Annotated in this window: 20 protein-coding genes and 2 riboswitches; of the genes, 15 read left to right on the top strand and 5 right to left on the bottom strand. The window is 45.2% G+C overall.

The annotated features are described in order from the left end of the window. Nucleotides 1–3: 3 nt before the first annotated feature. Nucleotides 4–1,251, bottom strand: a complete 1,248-nt coding sequence (locus tag BUB92_RS00240) for an acyl-CoA dehydrogenase family protein (protein ID WP_073088781.1) — start codon at nt 1,249–1,251, stop codon at nt 4–6. 212 nt (nt 1,252–1,463) lie between these two features. Beyond that, nucleotides 1,464–1,554, top strand: a riboswitch (TPP riboswitch). Between BUB92_RS00240 and BUB92_RS11905 the strand changes: the two genes are divergently transcribed. From BUB92_RS11905 to thiC, 3 genes are all read left to right on the top strand, one after another. Continuing rightward, nucleotides 1,542–1,676, top strand: a complete 135-nt coding sequence (locus tag BUB92_RS11905; RefSeq protein ID WP_278280479.1) for a hypothetical protein — start codon at nt 1,542–1,544, stop codon at nt 1,674–1,676. It overlaps the preceding riboswitch by 13 nt. Then, nucleotides 1,676–2,464 carry a sulfide-dependent adenosine diphosphate thiazole synthase gene (locus BUB92_RS00235; RefSeq protein ID WP_073088780.1) on the top strand — a complete coding sequence of 263 codons (789 nt, stop codon included), beginning with the start codon at nt 1,676–1,678 and terminating at the stop codon, nt 2,462–2,464. Before BUB92_RS11905 ends, BUB92_RS00235 begins: the two co-directional genes overlap by 1 nt. Beyond that, nucleotides 2,461–3,756 carry a phosphomethylpyrimidine synthase ThiC gene (gene thiC / locus BUB92_RS00230; protein WP_073088778.1) on the top strand — a complete coding sequence of 432 codons (1,296 nt, stop codon included), beginning with the start codon at nt 2,461–2,463 and terminating at the stop codon, nt 3,754–3,756. The genes BUB92_RS00235 and thiC overlap by 4 nt, the downstream gene beginning before the upstream one ends. Here the strand turns inward: thiC and thiE are convergent. Beyond that, nucleotides 3,734–4,363 carry a thiamine phosphate synthase gene (thiE, locus tag BUB92_RS00225; RefSeq protein ID WP_073088776.1) on the bottom strand — a complete coding sequence of 210 codons (630 nt, stop codon included), beginning with the start codon at nt 4,361–4,363 and terminating at the stop codon, nt 3,734–3,736. The two genes, thiC and thiE, sit on opposite strands and share 23 nt — an antisense overlap. Before the next feature lie 4 nt (nt 4,364–4,367). Next, nucleotides 4,368–5,159 carry a bifunctional hydroxymethylpyrimidine kinase/phosphomethylpyrimidine kinase gene (gene thiD, locus BUB92_RS00220; RefSeq protein ID WP_073088774.1) on the bottom strand — a complete coding sequence of 264 codons (792 nt, stop codon included), beginning with the start codon at nt 5,157–5,159 and terminating at the stop codon, nt 4,368–4,370. A gap of 225 nt (nt 5,160–5,384) precedes the next feature. On the opposite strand from thiD, the gene BUB92_RS00215 reads away from it, so the two are divergent. Together BUB92_RS00215 and BUB92_RS00210 are read left to right on the top strand one after the other, a co-directional pair. Then, a complete protein-coding gene (locus tag BUB92_RS00215) occupies nt 5,385–5,645 on the top strand; it encodes a hypothetical protein (RefSeq protein ID WP_073088773.1) in 261 nt (86 codons plus the stop codon). 539 nt (nt 5,646–6,184) lie between these two features. Next, on the top strand, nt 6,185–6,640 hold the full coding sequence (locus BUB92_RS00210; protein WP_073088771.1) for a TspO/MBR family protein: 456 nt from the start codon (nt 6,185–6,187) through the stop codon (nt 6,638–6,640). A gap of 27 nt (nt 6,641–6,667) precedes the next feature. Here the strand turns inward: BUB92_RS00210 and BUB92_RS00205 are convergent, their stop codons facing one another. Both BUB92_RS00205 and BUB92_RS00200 read right to left on the bottom strand, forming a co-directional pair. Next, nucleotides 6,668–7,594, bottom strand: coding sequence for a hypothetical protein (locus BUB92_RS00205; protein WP_073088769.1), 927 nt, complete (start codon nt 7,592–7,594; stop codon nt 6,668–6,670). Nucleotides 7,595–7,712: 118 nt separating this feature from the next. Beyond that, nucleotides 7,713–8,240 carry a GerMN domain-containing protein gene (locus BUB92_RS00200; RefSeq protein WP_073088767.1) on the bottom strand — a complete coding sequence of 176 codons (528 nt, stop codon included), beginning with the start codon at nt 8,238–8,240 and terminating at the stop codon, nt 7,713–7,715. 132 nt (nt 8,241–8,372) lie between these two features. Between BUB92_RS00200 and BUB92_RS00195 the strand changes: the two genes are divergently transcribed. From BUB92_RS00195 to purN, 10 genes are all read left to right on the top strand, one after another. Then, nucleotides 8,373–8,588: a hypothetical protein gene (locus BUB92_RS00195; protein WP_073088766.1), complete on the top strand. Its 216-nt coding sequence runs from the start codon at nt 8,373–8,375 to the stop codon at nt 8,586–8,588. 84 nt (nt 8,589–8,672) lie between these two features. After that, a riboswitch (guanidine-I (ykkC/yxkD leader) is annotated at nt 8,673–8,785 on the top strand. A gap of 64 nt (nt 8,786–8,849) precedes the next feature. Then, nucleotides 8,850–9,371, top strand: coding sequence for a 5-(carboxyamino)imidazole ribonucleotide mutase (purE, locus tag BUB92_RS00190; RefSeq protein ID WP_073088764.1), 522 nt, complete (start codon nt 8,850–8,852; stop codon nt 9,369–9,371). Beyond that, nucleotides 9,372–10,667, top strand: a complete 1,296-nt coding sequence (gene purB, locus BUB92_RS00185) for an adenylosuccinate lyase (RefSeq protein ID WP_073088762.1) — start codon at nt 9,372–9,374, stop codon at nt 10,665–10,667. It begins immediately after the preceding gene. Between the two features lie 23 nt (nt 10,668–10,690). Next, nucleotides 10,691–11,416: a phosphoribosylaminoimidazolesuccinocarboxamide synthase gene (purC, locus tag BUB92_RS00180; RefSeq protein ID WP_073088760.1), complete on the top strand. Its 726-nt coding sequence runs from the start codon at nt 10,691–10,693 to the stop codon at nt 11,414–11,416. A 26-nt stretch (nt 11,417–11,442) separates the two neighbouring features. Beyond that, entirely contained in the window at nt 11,443–11,694 is a 252-nt protein-coding gene (gene purS, locus BUB92_RS00175) for a phosphoribosylformylglycinamidine synthase subunit PurS (protein WP_073088759.1), read from the top strand. A 5-nt stretch (nt 11,695–11,699) separates the two neighbouring features. Then, the gene (purQ, locus tag BUB92_RS00170) at nt 11,700–12,401 is read left to right on the top strand and encodes a phosphoribosylformylglycinamidine synthase subunit PurQ (RefSeq protein WP_073088757.1); all 702 of its coding nucleotides are present in this window, start codon (nt 11,700–11,702) and stop codon (nt 12,399–12,401) included. Further along, entirely contained in the window at nt 12,398–14,581 is a 2,184-nt protein-coding gene (gene purL / locus BUB92_RS00165) for a phosphoribosylformylglycinamidine synthase subunit PurL (protein ID WP_073088755.1), read from the top strand. Before purQ ends, purL begins: the two co-directional genes overlap by 4 nt. After that, complete coding sequence (purF, locus tag BUB92_RS00160) at nt 14,566–15,948, top strand: amidophosphoribosyltransferase (RefSeq protein ID WP_073088754.1); 1,383 nt, start codon at nt 14,566–14,568, stop codon at nt 15,946–15,948. Before purL ends, purF begins: the two co-directional genes overlap by 16 nt. Nucleotides 15,949–15,966: 18 nt before the next feature. Beyond that, nucleotides 15,967–17,007 (top strand): phosphoribosylformylglycinamidine cyclo-ligase, encoded by a 1,041-nt coding sequence (purM, locus tag BUB92_RS00155; RefSeq protein WP_073088752.1) that lies wholly within the window; start codon nt 15,967–15,969, stop codon nt 17,005–17,007. After that, on the top strand, nt 17,004–17,630 hold the full coding sequence (gene purN, locus BUB92_RS00150; RefSeq protein WP_073088750.1) for a phosphoribosylglycinamide formyltransferase: 627 nt from the start codon (nt 17,004–17,006) through the stop codon (nt 17,628–17,630). Before purM ends, purN begins: the two co-directional genes overlap by 4 nt. The last annotated feature ends 9 nt before the right edge of the window (nt 17,631–17,639 follow it).

Genomic DNA, 17,639 nt, shown 5'->3' with positions numbered 1-17,639 from the left:
CGATTATTCATAAATTTTTTCCCCTGCGGCAAAAGCATTAAGGGCATCAGCTTCACTATCTCTTTTATTGCTATTTTTTAGTTCTTCGGCCCGCTCTTTATACCATTCATGCTGGCTGATAAGGGTCATGATTTCATTAGTTCCGACCCAAATCATAGAAAGCCGCAAGTCGCGTACTATTTTTTCAAGCGGATAAACATCGGTATAGGCTATACCTCCCATAACCTGCATAGCCAGGTTTACTGCATCCCAGCATTGTTCAGTAACAAATTTTTTGGATTGAGATACTAGTCTTCGCAAGCGGGAAGCTTTTACATTGGGGTCATCAGCAGCTACTGCGGTAGTGTATATTACACTGCGACAGGTATCCAGCTTAAGCACAGCATCGGCTACTTTAAAGCTTACGGCCTGAAAGTTTTTAATCTGGGTACCAAAGGCTTTGCGTTTGGTGGTATAGTCGGTAGCTATTTCAACTGCTGGCCTGGCTGCTCCAATAGTCATAGCAGCAGTGCCTAATCTTTCCGGAACCATCATTTGATAAAATATAGGGGCAGCTCCATTAACTTCACCAATGACATTTTCTTTAGGGACCCGTACATTTTCAAATACTACCCGGGCTGTTCCGCCTCCCCGGCAGCCCATAAGTCCGTAAAGATATTCGGTTTTAACTCCCATTTCCCTTTCTACCATAAAACAGGTCATGCCTTTGTGGGGAGGGGCTTCTAAATCGGTTTTGGCATAAACCAGGAAGTAATCGGCGCCTTCACCGCCTACGATGAAACGCTTTTGTCCGTTAAGTATAAAATCATCTCCATCACGGCGGGCAAATGTAGTTGCTCCGAAGAAATCAGAGCCTCCCCGCGGCTCGGTTAAGCATTCGGCAGCAAATTTTTCCCCTTTACATATAGGAGGCAAAAATCTTTTTTTCTGTTCTTCAGTGCCAAAGTGAACAATAGCTTCGGTTACTACATCTCCGGTAACTCCCCAGGTACAGCCGAAAATATACCCGGGTACGCATATTTCTTCGGCGACGATGACATCATCTACCCATTTTAAACCTCGCCCCCCGTATTCTTTGGGTACTCTTATGCCGATTAAGTTTCTTCTGCCGCATTCCCGGATAAAGTCTTTAGGGTATTTAATCTTGTCAGCATCCATATCCAGGATATATTCACGCGGAATTGACCTGACAAATTCTCTTACCTCGTCCCGCAGCTTGAGTTGTTCAGGTGTCATAAGAAAGTCAAACATTATCCTTCTCCCCCTTTATTAGCAATAAAAAATTTTCTATTACGATTTGTAATTTTATTATTACATTTGTGATAAAAATATGTCAATGAAATTTAATCAGGAACAGATAGAAAAACCGCAGAGATGATTTTACACAAAATAACAGGAAAAATTTATGGTTCCTGCTTGCCTTTATAAGCATTTTATGGTATAAATTTGCCAAACTGCATAAAGGGTATGCGCAGGGGTGCCGTAAAGGCTGAGATTATACCCTTTGAACCTGAACTGGGTAATACCAGCGGAGGGAGCGCATGATAGGGATTAGTGTACCTGATGCATACCTTTTTCTGGTTGCATCAGGTTTTTTTATGGAAAGGGGGGATGAAAAGCTTGTTCCCCTTCGCTTGCCCGGCAGTTTAGCCCAAAGAAAAAAGGAGGAAGATTGATGGTTATAAATGATATAAAAATAACCCGCTCTATTATCGAAGAATATTATGCTTTTACCCGAGATTTTCTGGATTGTGATGTAGTTATCGTAGGTGGAGGACCGGCGGGAATGACGGCAGCCTATTATACTGCCCAACAGGGATTAAGGACAGTAGTCCTGGAAAGCCGACTTTCTCCTGGTGGCGGTATGTGGGGAGGAGGTATGTTTTTTAACCAGATAGTTTTCCAGCCCGAGGCCGGAGAGATTTTACAGGAACTGGGAATAAGTTATACTGCAAACCGGGAAGGGTATCTGGTGGTACCTTCTTATCGGGCGGTAGCCAGCCTTATTCTGGCTGCGGACAGGGCAGGAGCCCGGATTTTAAACGGGATAACTGCTGAAGATATTATGGTAAGGGAAAACCGGGTTTGCGGGGTAGTCATAAACTGGACGGCAGCCGTTAAGCTGGGGATGCATGTTGATCCTTTATGTATAGGAGGTAAAGTGGTAATCGATGCTACCGGCCATGATGCAGGAATAGTCAGGACTTATCTGGACAAGTCAGGCGGCAGCCTGCCGGAAGATGAGGAGGAAAGGATAAGGACTTCCTCTATGTGGGCGGCCAAAGGAGAAGAAATGGTGGTGGAATATACCCGTTTTATAACGGAAGGGCTTATCGCCTGCGGGATGAGTGTAAGTTCCCTCTTTAATACCCCCCGTATGGGCCCGATTTTCGGAGGTATGCTTTTTTCCGGGCGTAAAGCAGCCGAGCTGGCTCTGGATTATATAAGGAAGGTGAAAGCATGACCCAGCTTTTGCAGGCAAGACAGGGCCAAATTACTCCCCAGATGCTGGAGGTGGCGGAAAAAGAAGGTGTAGCTCCTGAAGAGATCCGCTGCGGGGTAGCTAAAGGGGTTATAGTTATACCTTGCAATGTAAAGCATGCAGGGCTTAAAGCGTGTGGGATAGGCAGAGGTTTGCGGGTAAAGGTAAATGCCAATCTGGGGGTTTCGGATAAAGCCTCCTGTCTGGAAAAGGAGGTAGAAAAGCTTAAAGCAGCTATAAAAAGCGGGGCAGATACGGTCATGGATCTGAGTACGGGACGGGAACGGGATGTGATAAGAAAAGAATTTATAAAGCTGTCTCCCCTTCCGGTAGGAAGTGTGCCGATTTATCAGGCTGCAGCTGAGGCCGAGGAGAAAAAGGGAGATATACTGGCTATGACCGAAGAGGACATGTTTAAAGCCGTAGAAAAACATATTGCTGATGGCATTGATTTTATAACTGTCCATTGCGGAATAAACCAGGCTTCGCTTAATGTTCTGGAAAGGAATCCAAGGCTTATGGGAATAGTTAGCCGGGGCGGTTCGATAACGGCAGCCTGGATGCGCAAGCACCGCAGGGAAAATCCTTTTTACCAGAACTTTGACTATCTTTTAGAATTATGCCTTAAATATGATACTACTTTGAGCCTGGGTGATGGTTTGCGGCCGGGAGCAGTTGCTGATGCCAATGATGCAGCTCAGATAGAAGAAATGATCGTTTTGGGAGAGCTGGTAAAAAGGGCCAGGGATAAAGGGGTGCAGGTGATGGTCGAAGGGCCGGGGCATATGCCTTTAAATGCAATAAAAGCCTGTGTAGAACTGGAGAAAACCCTTTGCCATAATGCACCTTTTTATATCCTGGGCCCTCTGGTTACTGATATTGCCATGGGTTATGACCATGTAGCAGGGGCTATAGGAGGAGCTCTGGCTGCTTTCTTTGGGGCTGATTTTCTCTGCTGTGTAACTCCTGCCGAACATTTAGGACTTCCCGGGGTAGAAGATATAATAGAGGGAGTGGCGGTTTCTCGGCTGGCTGCCCATGCTGCTGACCTGGCGCGGGGTAAGGAATATGCCTGGGCCAGAGATGAAGCCCTCTCCCGGGCCAGACGTGAATTAGACTGGGAAAAACAGATTGCGCTTTCCCTGTATCCGGAAAAAGCCCGCTTTATGTACCGGGAGAAAAATCCGGATGCCAGAGAGGGAGAGCCCTGCAGCATGTGCGGGGATTACTGTGCAGTCAGGATGGATAAAGTCAGTTTTTCCAGGCCTTCATGAGCAGGCAGGCTGCCTTTTCCGGGTCCGGGTTTTGCAGGATAAAAGAAGAAACAGCTATGCCTGCGGCTCCGCTTGTTTTCAGTTCTAAAGCCCGCTCCGGATTTATGCCGCCTATGGCTACCACCGGCAGGACAAGCTGAGATATAAGAGCCTTAAACCGGTCAGGGCCGATTACCGGGGCTGGATTTTCTTTGGTACTGGTAGGGAAAACCGGTCCTATGCCCAGGTAATCGGCTCCTTCTTTTTCTCCGCTTAGAGCTTCTTCCCGGCGGTTGGCGGTAAGGCCTATGATTTTTTGCGAACCAAGCAGATGGCGGGCTACCTTTACAGGCAGATCTTTCTGTCCCAGATGAACCCCGTCTGCATCTACGGCCAGGGCTATATCTATCCGGTCATCGACTATAAAAGGTATGGCAAGAGGGGAAAGCACTTCTTTTATTTTTTGTGCCAGCTGATAAAAATCCCGGTCAGGCAATTTTTTCGCCCGCAACTGGACGATAGTAACTCCGCCGGCCACGGCTTGCAGTATTTTTTCAACTGGATTAAAGGGGGGTAAAAACTGAACATCGGCTATAAGATAGAGCGAATAATCGATTGGCTTTTTCATCTATTTAACCTCCCGCTAAGCTGGTAAAATGGTTAAGGACGTGATGGCCCTGACCGGGACGAAAACTTTTTATTATTGCCTTTTCCATGTAGGCTTTGGTTCGGGATACTGCTTCTTTCATAGCCAATCCCCGGGCCAGATAAAAAGTAAGTGCAGAAGAAAAAGTGCAGCCTGTACCTCTTATTTCTTTCCGGGTGAGGCGCTGGCCGGAAAAATGGTAGAATTCTTTTCCATTTACGGCTATATCGACCGGTTCGCCCTCCAGATGGCCTCCTTTGACAATTACCCAGCGAGGATGGTATTTAAGCAATTCTAAAGCGGCTTTTTCCATATCTGCTATGTTTTTTATGGTTATGCCCGATAGGGATTCGGCTTCCGGCAGATTAGGAGTTATGGCTGTGCAGCAGGGAAAAAGTTCTGCTTTCATAACGGCTATTGCTTCCTCTTTAAGGAGAGGAGAGCCGCTGGTTGATAAAAGCACCGGGTCCAGAACTACCGGGGTAGAGGATTTAAGGGTTTGTAAAAAGGCAGCTACGGTTTTTATAATTTCCCGGTCATACAACATGCCGATTTTTATGCCATCCAGGTGAAAATCCTGAACTATAGCTTCCAGCTGTTTTTGCACCATAAGAGGACTTACCTTTTCTATGGCAGTTATCCGGGAAGTATTCTGGGCGGTGATGGCGGTTACCACACTTATGCCGTAACCTCCCAGGGAAGATATAGTTTTGAGATCAGCTATTATTCCTGCTCCTCCAGAAGGGTCAAAACCAGCGATGGTCAGGATGTTTAGCATGAGATTCTCCTTTTTGCAAGCAACTTTTTTGGGATATATTTTACCATTTTGTTCTATAGTATTTAAACTGGATAAATTATTTCGAATAGTAATAGTTTTTAAATTAAGAACCGTCCCCAAATGAAAAAATAAAACAATATTGAATAATTTTAATTTTCGTAATAAAATAAATATTAAGAAAAATAAATATTATTGTTTAAGAAGAATAAAAGGGGAGGTGTTATTATGAGGCTGATGGCAGATGTTACGGTTACGGTAACTTCTAATGGGAGAGATTACATCGATACCGTGAGGATGGAGTTTGAAGATGAAGATTATACTGAATTTGATTTTGGGGGTTTTTTCCGGGATCTGGTTAATAAGCTGAAGCCGGTAGTTGTCGAAGCCTTACCCAAAGAAAGGATTGTCATTGATATCAAAAATATAAGAAGGAGTATGGTAGATAGAGAAAAGTTGGAAGAAGCCTATGTAAAATGTGAAAGATAGCCTTTCTGTATCCTGCCTTTTTGCTGCACCTTAATGCTGCTTTTTCTTATCCACCACGATTAAAGAATAGTTTATACTGCCTTAAATATTTCCAGGATTAAAAAGTGAGTTTTTCATGGCTGGCCTGGGGGTAAGTTTTAAAAGGTTTGATTCCACTACCTGTATCTCCGAGTTGTTTTTATCTTCTCCATAGTTATGGTTTATCTTCTTTAAGGTTTAACTCTTCCTCTACTGTTCATGATAAAAGAACTAGAGACCGGGTAGTGGAATCTTATTTGCTGTAATAAGGGCTTTAACCCGGAAGGGATTACACTATGAAGGCAGGGATAGTATAGGAAAAATATTACCTGGCTATGAGGCAGGGGAACATTAAGGGCTTAAAGCCTTGTATGGAGAGTAGGCTCTTAACTACTTGAATAAGGCTAGTCTTAGACACTGCAGGTTACTGATGAAGCGAAAAGCTATTAACGAAAATAAGGGAAATAATTCTTTATCTGGTGTAAAATATAAGAAATACTATTTTACAGGGAGATGACAGCATGGGTTATAGAAATTTGCTGCTAATAATTATACCTCTTCTGGTAGGAAGCATATCAGGCTTTTTTACCCGGAATGCGAAAGAGGTATTTGCAGCTTTGCATAAGCCGGCTTTTGCTCCTCCACCATCAGTTTTTGGCCCGGTTTGGACTGTTCTTTATTTACTTATGGGGATTGCTCTGTACCGGGTTGTGCAATCAGGGAAGGATATTAAAACTGCCCTTATTTTGTTTGCCATACAGTTATTGCTGAATTTTATATGGTCACCTGTATTCTTTGTCTGGGAGATGAGGTTTCTGGCTTTAGTGATAATATTAATTCTTTTAGTAGTTATACTGCTTACTGCTTTTAATTTTTATAAGGTGGATAAACTGGCGGGAATTTTATTTATTCCGTATATTTTATGGGTATCGTTTGCTACAGTATTGACTTATGCTCTGTATCAGCTGAATAAATAAAAAAGCGAGGCTGGGCCTCTATTTTTTTTACAGATCTTCAATCCGGGTATGGGAGAGGATTTCTTCCCGTTTGCGCACCATTTCTTCATAAAGGAGCCGGTACTTCTTTTTATGGTAGTGTTCCTGGAAAGTGTTTATGTATTGGGGAGAATGGAAATATTTTGCCATACGTTCGGAAATATAGTGCACCTGTTCGCTTGGTTCATATACAGCAGGCTTATTTTCGGCAATATCTATGATGGTGCCGGTGATTATCCCCCAGGAGATGTCAGCCAGGGAGTATTCTTTAAGGTCTCTGGTTATGGCTCTTACCATGGCTTCCTGTACCGGATCAAAGAATTTGAACTGTTTAGAATACATGATGGCTCCGTGCATATGGGTGGGAATATCAAAATAACCATCCTTAAAGATCTGGCTTGATACATTGTAAAGAAGTTTAAAACAATATTTGAGAATACCAAGTCCGGGACTTTTCTGTCCCGGCAGCTGGGGTCTTTCTGCGGTAAAAGTGCCTAAAGGGTTGCGGGAAGATAACCATTCGATAACAATCATGTCGTAAGGCAGCACTTCTTCGTTAGCTGCGAAAAATTCTTTAGCCGGCATAAATAGGCTTTCGCTTACCCGCAAATCAAGGAGCTGGTTTTCCGGAAGAGGTTCTTTCCAGTAAAGATTTAGATAGTGTATATCGTTTTCATCTCTATCGATGACCATCTGAATATCAGAGAAGCCCATTTCCCCTAGATGTTTGATCATTCCTATTGCTTTCAGCATCGCATATAATTCCTCTTCGGTGAAGCGGTTAAGAAATAACTTAGAAAAACTGGAAAAATTTTTTACATTACCCAGATTACCCATTATGTCAAGTTCATCTAACTCTATATCCAGGGAAGCTGCCGGCAGCTCGATTTTAGTAAAATTTTTAAAATCTTTCCCTTTGGGATGTTGCTGATGCAATTACGATACCCCTTTCTTTAAAAAATTAAACAGGATAATTTGAGGGCGGCTTTTATCCCGGTATATTGATTAGTTTACCCGGGTAAGGATGGCTTACCCGGGAAGATGACTGCGGTGGTTATTTTTTTATTATCGCTGTATCCTGTTTTATCGGTTCGCTTATATCTATATGTCCGGCTAAGGTTTCCTGTTTTTCTCCGGTGATGAGAATCTGTACTTTTTCTACTCCTGCCAGGGGGGCAGTTGTATTTACAATGGACATGATGGTAAGGATTTCGCCTGCACTCCCCCCGGGATGCCTGGTTTGCAATTCCTCAGAGAAGTCAAGGTAGAGGATGTCTTTTTCTTTTTTCACTTCCAGAATTTCGGTTTGTTCCGGGATAGTCGGATAATGACCTTCTTTTTGCGGGCCTTTTATGAGCTCCTCCAATGCTTTTTTGACAATTTCTTCCTTCGAAGCCTGGTCAGAAACCGAGACGGTTCTAGTTTCTGGAAGTAGATACATGGCCTGCTGATCGGCAAAGTAAAGGGTGATTTTTTTGTTAACAGGTTGGGATGATTTTTTGTTAGGCAGGCAGCCGCCGGTGCCGGGAATAGATATTATGAATAAAAGAAGCAAAATATAGACTAGTTTTTTATGGCGCAATTTTCTTCCTTCCTTTCTGATAAAAATATAAGTGTAGTTTTTTCTATTATAACTTATATGCATATTATATGGTATAACTTGCAGATTAAAAGGGGAAAATGCGGGTAAAAAGGAAAAGGTGGGCAGGGCAAGGTGGGAAGAGAATTCTTTAAAAATGAACCTGAAGAAGGTGAGGAAAAGGATTTTATAAAAATAGTTATAGCCGGCATTGTTAAACGCCTGCAGGAGATAGAAGATGGGGTGGACTGGGGTAATATATTAAATGCAGGCGATGAGGAGATAAGAAAAGAGGCCTGGCAGCTCAAAAAGGATTTGTCGGCTTTGCAAAGGCTGATTAAAGATTTGTAAAGCTTTTGTAAAAAGATTGGGTAGCACATTGACATACCTTTAAACCTTTGTTAGTATCAAGATGTAAAAGTGAATACGGAAATGCGAAAGTGTGCCTAGGGTTCCGCATGCAGCAAGGCATGGACTGGTCCAAGTGGCACAGGTGCCTTTAGTTTAAGAGAGGCACTACACCGTATAGGGATAAAAGCCCAGGCGGACAGGTTTCGTTTCGAACCTGCCTCTTGGGCTTTTTAATTTAAAAACCAGAATGGGAGGGATACTATGCCTAAAGTCGGCATTATTATGGGGAGTGATTCTGATCTGCCGGTTATGAAGGAAGCCGGGGATATGCTGGAAAAGCTGGGGATAGATTACGAGTTTACCGTCTGTTCGGCTCACCGTTTGCCCAGGGAAACGGCAGAGTATGCAGAAAAGGCAGAAGAGAGAGGTTTGGATGTGATTATAGCCGGAGCAGGCGGAGCAGCTCACCTGCCGGGAGTAATTGCTGCCTCTACCGTAGTTCCGGTTATTGGGGTGCCGATAAAGACTTCTACCTTATCCGGAGTAGATTCGCTTTATTCTATTGTCCAGATGCCTAAAGGTATTCCCGTAGCAACGGTAGCCATTAACGGCAGTGCTAATGCTGCTATTCTGGCCGCGGAAATAATCGGGGTAAAAGACGCAAAAGTAAGACAAAATATTAAGGAATACCGCCGCCAGATGGCAGAAGAGGTAAGGAACAAGGATAGAAAACTTAAAGAGCTGGGAGCAGAAGCTTATCTGGAGCAAAAAGGAGGAAAATAGATGATTGCGAGATATACCCTGCCGGAAATGGGAGCTATCTGGAGTGAAGAGAATAAGCTTAATAACTGGCTTAAAATTGAGATCGCTGCCTGTGAGGCCTGGGCAGAGCTGGGGAAAATTCCTCAGGAAGCAGTAGAAGCTATTAAGAGGAAGGCGGCTTTTAATATCGAACGTATAAGGGAAATTGAAGCTGAGGTCCACCATGATGTAATTGCTTTTCTTACCAATGTAGCGGAGTATGTAGGAGAAGAATCCAAGTATATACATCTGGGCATGACTTCCTCGGATATTCTGGATACCGGTTTGGCTATGCAGATGCGGGATGCTTCTGATCTTATAATGGACAAAATGGTAAGGCTTAAAGAAGTTATCGGGGAAAAGGCTAGAAGGTATAAGTACACCCTGATAATAGGCCGCACCCACGGCATACATGGAGAGCCTACGACTTTTGGGCTTAAGATGGCTTTATGGTATGCGGAAATGGAAAGAAATATAGAAAGGCTAAGACAGGCCCGGGAAAACATAGCTTATGGGGCTATTTCCGGAGCGGTAGGCAATTTTGCCCACCTGGACCCCCGGGTAGAAGAGTATGTTTGTGCCAAACTAGGCTTAAAACCGTGTCCCGTGTCTACCCAGATTATACAAAGGGATCGCCATGCCCAGTTTATGTGCACCCTGGCAGTTATTGCCAGCTCCCTGGAAAAGATGGCTACGGAAATCAGAAATCTGCAGCGCACAGATATTCTCGAGGTAGAGGAACCTTTCCGCAAAGGGCAGAAAGGGTCTTCTGCTATGCCGCACAAACGCAATCCGATGATGAGTGAAAGGGTAGCCGGCCTTTCCCGGGTAGTAAGGGCTAATGCTCTGGCTGCTCTGGAAAATGTAGCTCTCTGGCATGAAAGGGATTTGACCCATTCTTCCGTCGAAAGGGTTATTATTCCTGACAGCTGTATCCTGGTTGATTATATGCTGGCTAAGTTTACCGGGATTATGGAAGGACTGGTAGTTTATGAAGATAATATGCGGGAAAATATAAACCGCACCCGGGGACTGGTATTTTCCCAGGAATTGATGCTGGCTCTGGTCAAAAAAGGTATGTTGCGGGAGGAAGCTTACCGGCTGGTACAGAGAAATGCCATGAAAAGCTGGGAAGAAAAGCTTGATTTCAAGGAACTGGTAACCGCTGATGAAGATATTATGAAAGTTATTAGCCCGGAGGAACTGGAAAAGGTTTTTGACCTGTCTATATATACTGCGAATGTAGATTATATTTTTAAACGCTGTGGACTGGAGTAAATAAAAAACGGGGAGGAAAGAGGATGCCAAAGAGAGGAGAATTTTTATATGAAGGGAAGGCCAAGAAGATTTATGCTACTGATGACCCCGGGGTGCTGTGGATGTATTACAAAGATGATGCCACAGCTTTTGATGGAGCCAAAAAGGGGGTCATTCCCCATAAAGGGATAATGAATAATCGGGTGACCAACCTTCTTTTCCGTCTTTTGGAAAAGAACGGAATTGAAACCCACCTGCTGGAAGAAATAGATGAGAGGAATGTGCTGGTCAAAAAGCTGGATATGATACCGGTAGAAATAGTGGTGCGCAACCGGGTAGCGGGAAGCCTTGCTAAAAGGCTGGGGCTGGAAGAAGGTACTGAACTTAAGGGAACGATTCTCGAATTTTACTACAAGAATGATGAACTGGGTGATCCTATGATAAATGAATACCATGCCGAAGTCATGGGCTGGGCTACCCGGGAAGAGCTTAAGGCTATGCAGGAAAAGGCCTTGGAGATAAATGAGGTTTTACTTCCCTTTTTTGACAGTATAGGTATTATACTGGTTGACTACAAGCTGGAGTTTGGAAGGCTAGATGGCCGGATAGTTCTGGGGGATGAAATATCTCCTGATACCTGCCGTTTATGGGATAAGGTAAGTCTGGAAAAACTGGACAAGGACCGTTTCCGCAGGGATTTGGGCAAGGAAGAAGAAGCCTATATGGAAGTGGTAAGAAGGATTGAAGGCAAGCTGGCAGGCTTGCGCTAGATGTTTACAGCGGGGAGGGTTAGGTTTTGTATAAGGCACATGTTTATGTGGTATTAAAGCCGGGAGTGCTGGATCCCAAAGGTGATGCGGTAAAGAAATCATTGCATGTTATGGGCTATAAAGGGGTTAATGAAGTCCGCATAGGCAAATTTATTGAAGTATGGCTGGAGGCAGAAAGCAGGGAAGAAGCGTTAAGAAAAGTAGAAAAGATGAGTGCCGAGCTTTTAGCCAATCCGGTGATTGAAGACTACCGGGTAGAAATAGTGGGGGGAGAGTAAAAACTATGCGTTTTGGGATTGTCGTTTTCCCGGGTTCTAACTGTGATGCTGACTGTTATCATGTTATAAAGGATGTTATGCAGGAAGAAGCCTGTTATATATGGCATAAAGAAACTGATTTACAGGGGGTAGATGCCGTTATCCTGCCCGGAGGTTTTTCTTATGGTGATTACCTGCGAGCAGGGGCGATTGCCCGCTTTTCCCCGGTAATGTCTGCGGTTAAGGAGTTTGCCGCCCGGGGAGGGCTGGTCATAGGTATATGCAATGGATTTCAGATCCTTCTGGAAGCAGGGCTTCTTCCCGGCGCCATGCTGCGCAACCGCAGCCTTAAGTTTATATGTGACCAGGTACACCTCAAAGTAAACCGCACTGACACGCCATTTTCCCATCTGTTTGCTCCAGGAGAAGTCGTAAAGATTCCTATCGCGCATGGAGAAGGCAATTACTACTGTCCACCGGAAATATTAGAAGAACTTAAGGCCAACCGGCAGATACTTTTTACCTACTGCAGCCCGCAGGGGGAAGTAAGTGATGAATATAATCCTAATGGGTCTCTGGCTAATATTGCCGGGATTATAAATAAGGAAGGAAATGTCCTGGGGATGATGCCTCATCCGGAAAGGTGCAGTGAAGAGATTTTAGGCGGCACAGACGGGTTTAAGATTTTTGCATCGATGATTAAATGGGCAAAGGAGGCATCAAGATGAATTACCGGGATCTGGGTTTAACGGATGATGAATATAAGTTGATTTTGGATTTTATGGGACGCGAGCCTAATGAACTGGAATTAGGCATGTTTTCCGTTATGTGGTCTGAACACTGCGGGTATAAAAATTCGCGCCCGCTTTTAAAGCTTTTTCCCACCCGCGGAGCATGTGTAATTCAGGGACCGGGGGAAAATGCCGGCATAATCGATATAGGAGATGGAGATGCGCTGGTTTTTAAGATTGAGAGCCACAACCATCCTTCGGCTATTGAGCCTTATCAAGGAGCAGCTACCGGTGTAGGGGGCATTGTGCGGGATATATTTACTATGGGGGCAAGGCCTATTGCTCTCTTGAATTCTCTGCGCTTTGGGAAGCTTGATGATGAGCGGGTAAAGGAGCTTTTTGCCGGGGTAGTAGCCGGGATAGGGGATTATGGCAATTGTTTGGGCATACCTACGGTAGGAGGGGAAGTGTATTTTAATGACTGCTATAAGGAAAATCCCCTGGTTAATGCTATGTGTATAGGACTGGTAAAACAGGAAGAGATAAAGAAGGCGGTAGCGGGACGCGCCGGCAGCCCTATTATGCTGGTAGGGGCTAAAACAGGAAGAGATGGGATTCATGGAGCTACTTTCGCTTCGGAAGAGCTTTCCGAAGAGTCGGCGGCGAAAAGGCCGGCAGTACAGGTGGGAGACCCTTTTATGGAAAAGCTCCTTATTGAAGCATGTCTGGAGCTTATCAAGGAAGATCTGGTAGATGGAATGCAGGATCTGGGAGCAGCTGGGCTGGTAAGCTCGGTGGCGGAAACGGTAAGCAAAAAAGGCAAGGGGGCAGTCATAGATGTGCTGAAGGTTCCCCGCCGGGAAGAAGGCATGACCCCTTATGAAGTTATGCTGTCGGAATCCCAGGAAAGGATGCTTATTATTCCCAAAAGTGGTTGTGAAAAAAGGATTGCGGAAATTTTTGACAGATGGGGACTTGATGCTGCGGTTATCGGCGAAGTAACTGATGACGGGGTTTTCCGGGTGCAGGAAGGAGAAAGAAAGGTGGCGGAAGTTCCGGTAAAGGCCCTTACCGAAGGGTGTCCGGTTTATGTAAGGGAAGGCAGGGTACCTGATTATTATAAGGAAGCGCAGGATTTTAGCCCGGAAAAGCTGCCGGAAGTTGACCTCAAAGAAGCATGGATTAGGCTTTTGTCTTCCCCTAATATTGCCAGCAAGAAATGGGTTTATGCGCAATATGATTATCAGGTGATGACCAACACGGTAATCCTGCCGGGACATGGCGATGCGGCTGTGCTCAGGATAAAGGGTACGAGGAAAGGGCTGGCTGCTACGGTGGACTGCAACAGCCGCATGGTCTATCTTGATCCTTATCGGGGAGGGATGATGGCCATAGCCGAGGCGGCTTTGAACCTGGCCTGTGTGGGGGCCAAACCTTTAGCTTTTACCAACTGCCTTAATTTTGGCAACCCGGAAAAGCCGGAAATCTACTGGCAGCTCCAAGAAGCGGTAAAAGGTATGAGCGAAGCGGCTGTGGTTCTCGGCACACCGGTAGTTAGCGGTAATGTAAGCCTCTATAATGAAAGTACCGAACGGGCGGTATATCCTACCCCCGTAGTAGGCATGGTGGGAATGCTTTATGATATTGATAAACGATGTGATATGGCTTTTAAGAGGGAAGGGGATGTAATTTGCCTTTTGGGCAGGATGCGGGAAGAGCTGGGCGGTTCCGAATATCTGGCGGTATGCCATGGCATCGAAAAAGGAAAAGTTCCGGATATAGACTTAGAAGAGCTTAAAAGGCTTATAGAACTTATCCTCTATCTTACCGGGCAAAAGCTCCTAGCTTCCTGCCATGATGTGAGTGAAGGAGGGCTGGCTGTGGCCCTGGCCGAATGTGCTATAACCGGGGATATCGGTTTTGAGGCCGAAATGCCGGAATTAAAAAGAGGCTTTATGTTTTCCGAAGCCCCCGGCCGGGTGGTGGTAAGCTTGAGGGAGGAAAAACTTGCCTTGCTTGAGGAAGCCTGTGCTAAAGCCTCTATCCCCTGCCAGGTTATAGGAAGGGTGAAAGGAAAAGAAATGATTTTCTGTGACCGAAAGGGAAACCAAACGGCATTGCTGCTTAAAGAGGGTAAAAAACTCTGGGGGGAGGCGATTGCGTGTTTGATGAAATAGAAAAGGAATTAAGGCATGAGTGCGGGGTTTTTGGTATTTTTGCCCGGGGGCGGGATGATATAGATGTGGCGCGTACAGCTTTTTACGGCCTTTATGCCCTGCAGCACCGGGGACAGGAAAGTGCAGGTATTGCTGTTTCTGATGGCAGGGGAATAAAGCTTTTAAAAGGCATGGGACTAGTTACCGAGGTGATCCGCAGTGAGAATATAAAAGACCTTGATGGCTATATGGCCATAGGCCATGTCCGTTATTCTACTACCGGGGCCAGCATTGCGGTAAATGCCCAGCCTCTGGTTTTTCATTACCTTAATGGTATGGTAGCCCTGGCCCATAATGGAAACCTGGTTAATGCTGAAGAACTGAGAAAACGCCTGGCCACTTATGGTTCGGTTTTTCAGACCACCACCGATACCGAAGTAGTAGCCAACCTTTTAGCCCGCTATTCCCAGGATAAGCTGGAAGATGCCCTGGCCAAGTGCATGATTGATATGAAGGGAGCTTATGCCCTTCTTATCATGACGGAGGATAAACTTATCGGGGTGCGCGATCCTTTAGGCATAAGGCCTTTGTGTCTGGGAAGCCTTGATGATGCTTATGTGCTGGCTTCGGAATCGGCAGCTCTGGACACGGTGGGAGCAACTTTTATAAGGGATGTAGAACCGGGGGAGATAGTAGTTATTGATGATAAGGGTTTGCGTTCCTTAAAAGCTTCTAATCTGCCTTATCGTGCCCACTGTGTTTTTGAATACATCTATTTTGCCCGTCCGGACAGTACCCTGGATGGAATTAATGTTTATAAAGCAAGAAGGGAACTGGGAAGGCAGCTGGCCCGGGAAAACCTTATCGCTGCCGATCTGGTCATATCAGTTCCCGATTCCGGTACCGCTTCAGCTTTAGGCTATGCCGATGAGGCCGGGCTTCCTTTTGAAGAAGGACTTATGAAAAACCGCTATGTAGGCAGGACTTTTATCCAGCCTACCCAGCAGATGAGAGAGCTGGGAGTTAAGCTTAAGCTCAATGCTATTGAGGAAGTGGTAAAGGGAAAAAGGATCATCATGATCGATGATTCGATTGTAAGGGGAACTACCAGTAAAAAAATAATCCAGATGTTAAGAGATGCAGGAGCGGTAGAGATACACATGCTCATAGCTTCCCCTCCGACCCGTTTCCCCTGTTTTTATGGTATAGATACCTCAAGGCGGGAAGAGCTTATAGCGAACAAGATGGATAAAGAAGCGATAAGGGAGTTTATTGGAGCAGATAGCCTGTACTATATAAGCATGGAAGGAATGTTTGCGGCCTTAAAGAGGGATGACAAGTTTTTCTGCACGGCCTGTTTTAGCGGTGATTATCCGGTAAAAATATAGAAGGCAGGAGGAGGGAAACTGGTGGAAGAAAAAGGGCTTACTTATAAAGAAGCCGGAGTAGATATTGAGGCAGCGGGTAGGGCAGTAGAAATGATAAAAAAATGGACGGAGATGACCCGGAGAAAAGAGGTGCTCTCCAGCATAGGAGCTTTTGGCGGTTTTTTTGCCCTGGATGTAGATAAATACCGGGAGCCCGTTTTAGTTTCCGGCACGGATGGAGTAGGAACTAAACTCAGGATTGCTCAGCTGACCGGCAGGCATGATACGGTGGGGATAGATCTGGTAGCCATGTGTGTGAATGATATACTGGTACACGGTGCTGAACCCCTCTTTTTTTTAGACTATATTGCCGTAGGCAGATTAAAGCCGGAGATGATAGAAGAACTGGTTAAGGGTATAAGTTTAGGGTGCAAGGAGGCCGGATGTGCCCTGATAGGGGGAGAAACGGCAGAACTTCCCGGATTTTACAAAGAAGATGAGTATGATCTGGCCGGTTTTGCTGTAGGGGTAGTAGAGAAGAAAAAGCTTATTGACGGCAGCCGCATCGAAGAAGGAGATATCATAATCGCCCTGCCTTCTTCCGGTCTTCATGCCAACGGTTATTCCCTGGCTCGCAGGGTGCTTATGGAAGAAGCCGGCTACCGGCTGGAGGATGAGGTGGAAGAACTGGGAAAAAACCTGGCGGAAGAGTTGTTAACCCCTACCCGCATTTATGTAAAACCGGTGCTTTCCCTGCTGGATGAAGTAGAGGTAAGGGGGATGGCTCATATTACCGGGGGAGGCATTCCGGAAAATTTAGCCCGCATAATGCCGGAAGGATTGACCGGAGAGATAGAGGGGGATAAACTTCCTTTTTATCCGATTTTTAAGCTTATTCAAAAATGGGGAAAGGTGAAAAAAGAAGAAATGCTCAGAACTTTTAACTTAGGGGCAGGATTTCTTATTATAACCCCCTCACATCATCTTGATAAAGCTTTAAAGCATTTGCATATTAAAGGAGAAAAGCCTATAGTAATAGGAAAGATAAAAAAAGGAGCAGAAAGGGTAAGGATAATATGATAAGGATAAAAGAGCCGGGAAGGCTTAAACTTGGTATTCTGGCTTCCGGGCGGGGAAGCAACTTCCTGGCCATATATGAAGCGGTAAAGGAAGGACGGCTTGATGCCGAGATAAAAGTTTTGCTGAGTGATAAAAAAGAGGCCCCGGCGCTTTTAAAAGCCCGGGAGCGGGGAATAGATGCTTTTTTTGTCGATCCTTTATCTTATCCCTGCCGGGAAAAGTTTGAAGAAGAGATGACCAGGATTTTGCGAGCATATGGGGTGGATGTAGTAGTTCTGGCTGGCTATATGCGTCTTCTGGGGAGGGATTTCTTAAAGGAGTTTCCCTTGCGGGTTTTTAATATCCATCCTGCACTTCTGCCTTCTTTTACCGGGCTTGATGCGCAAAAGCAGGCTCTGGAATATGGAGTAAGATACAGCGGGTGTACAGTACATATTGTAGATGAAGGTATGGATACCGGGCCGATTGTTCTGCAGGAAGTAGTTCCTGTTTATCAGGAAGATACGGTAGAAACCTTATCTCTACGTATTCTGGAAAAAGAACACCAGATTTACTGGCAGGCCTTGCAGCTTCTAGCTGAGGGAAGGCTTTATCTGGAGGGCCGCCGGGTGATTATCAGGTGAAAAGGAGAG

Origin of the sequence: Thermosyntropha lipolytica DSM 11003 (assembly GCF_900129805.1) — a bacterium.
Lineage (GTDB): Bacteria > Bacillota > Syntrophomonadia > Syntrophomonadales > Syntrophomonadaceae > Thermosyntropha > Thermosyntropha lipolytica.
This window is presented reverse-complemented; position numbering and strand designations above follow the sequence as displayed.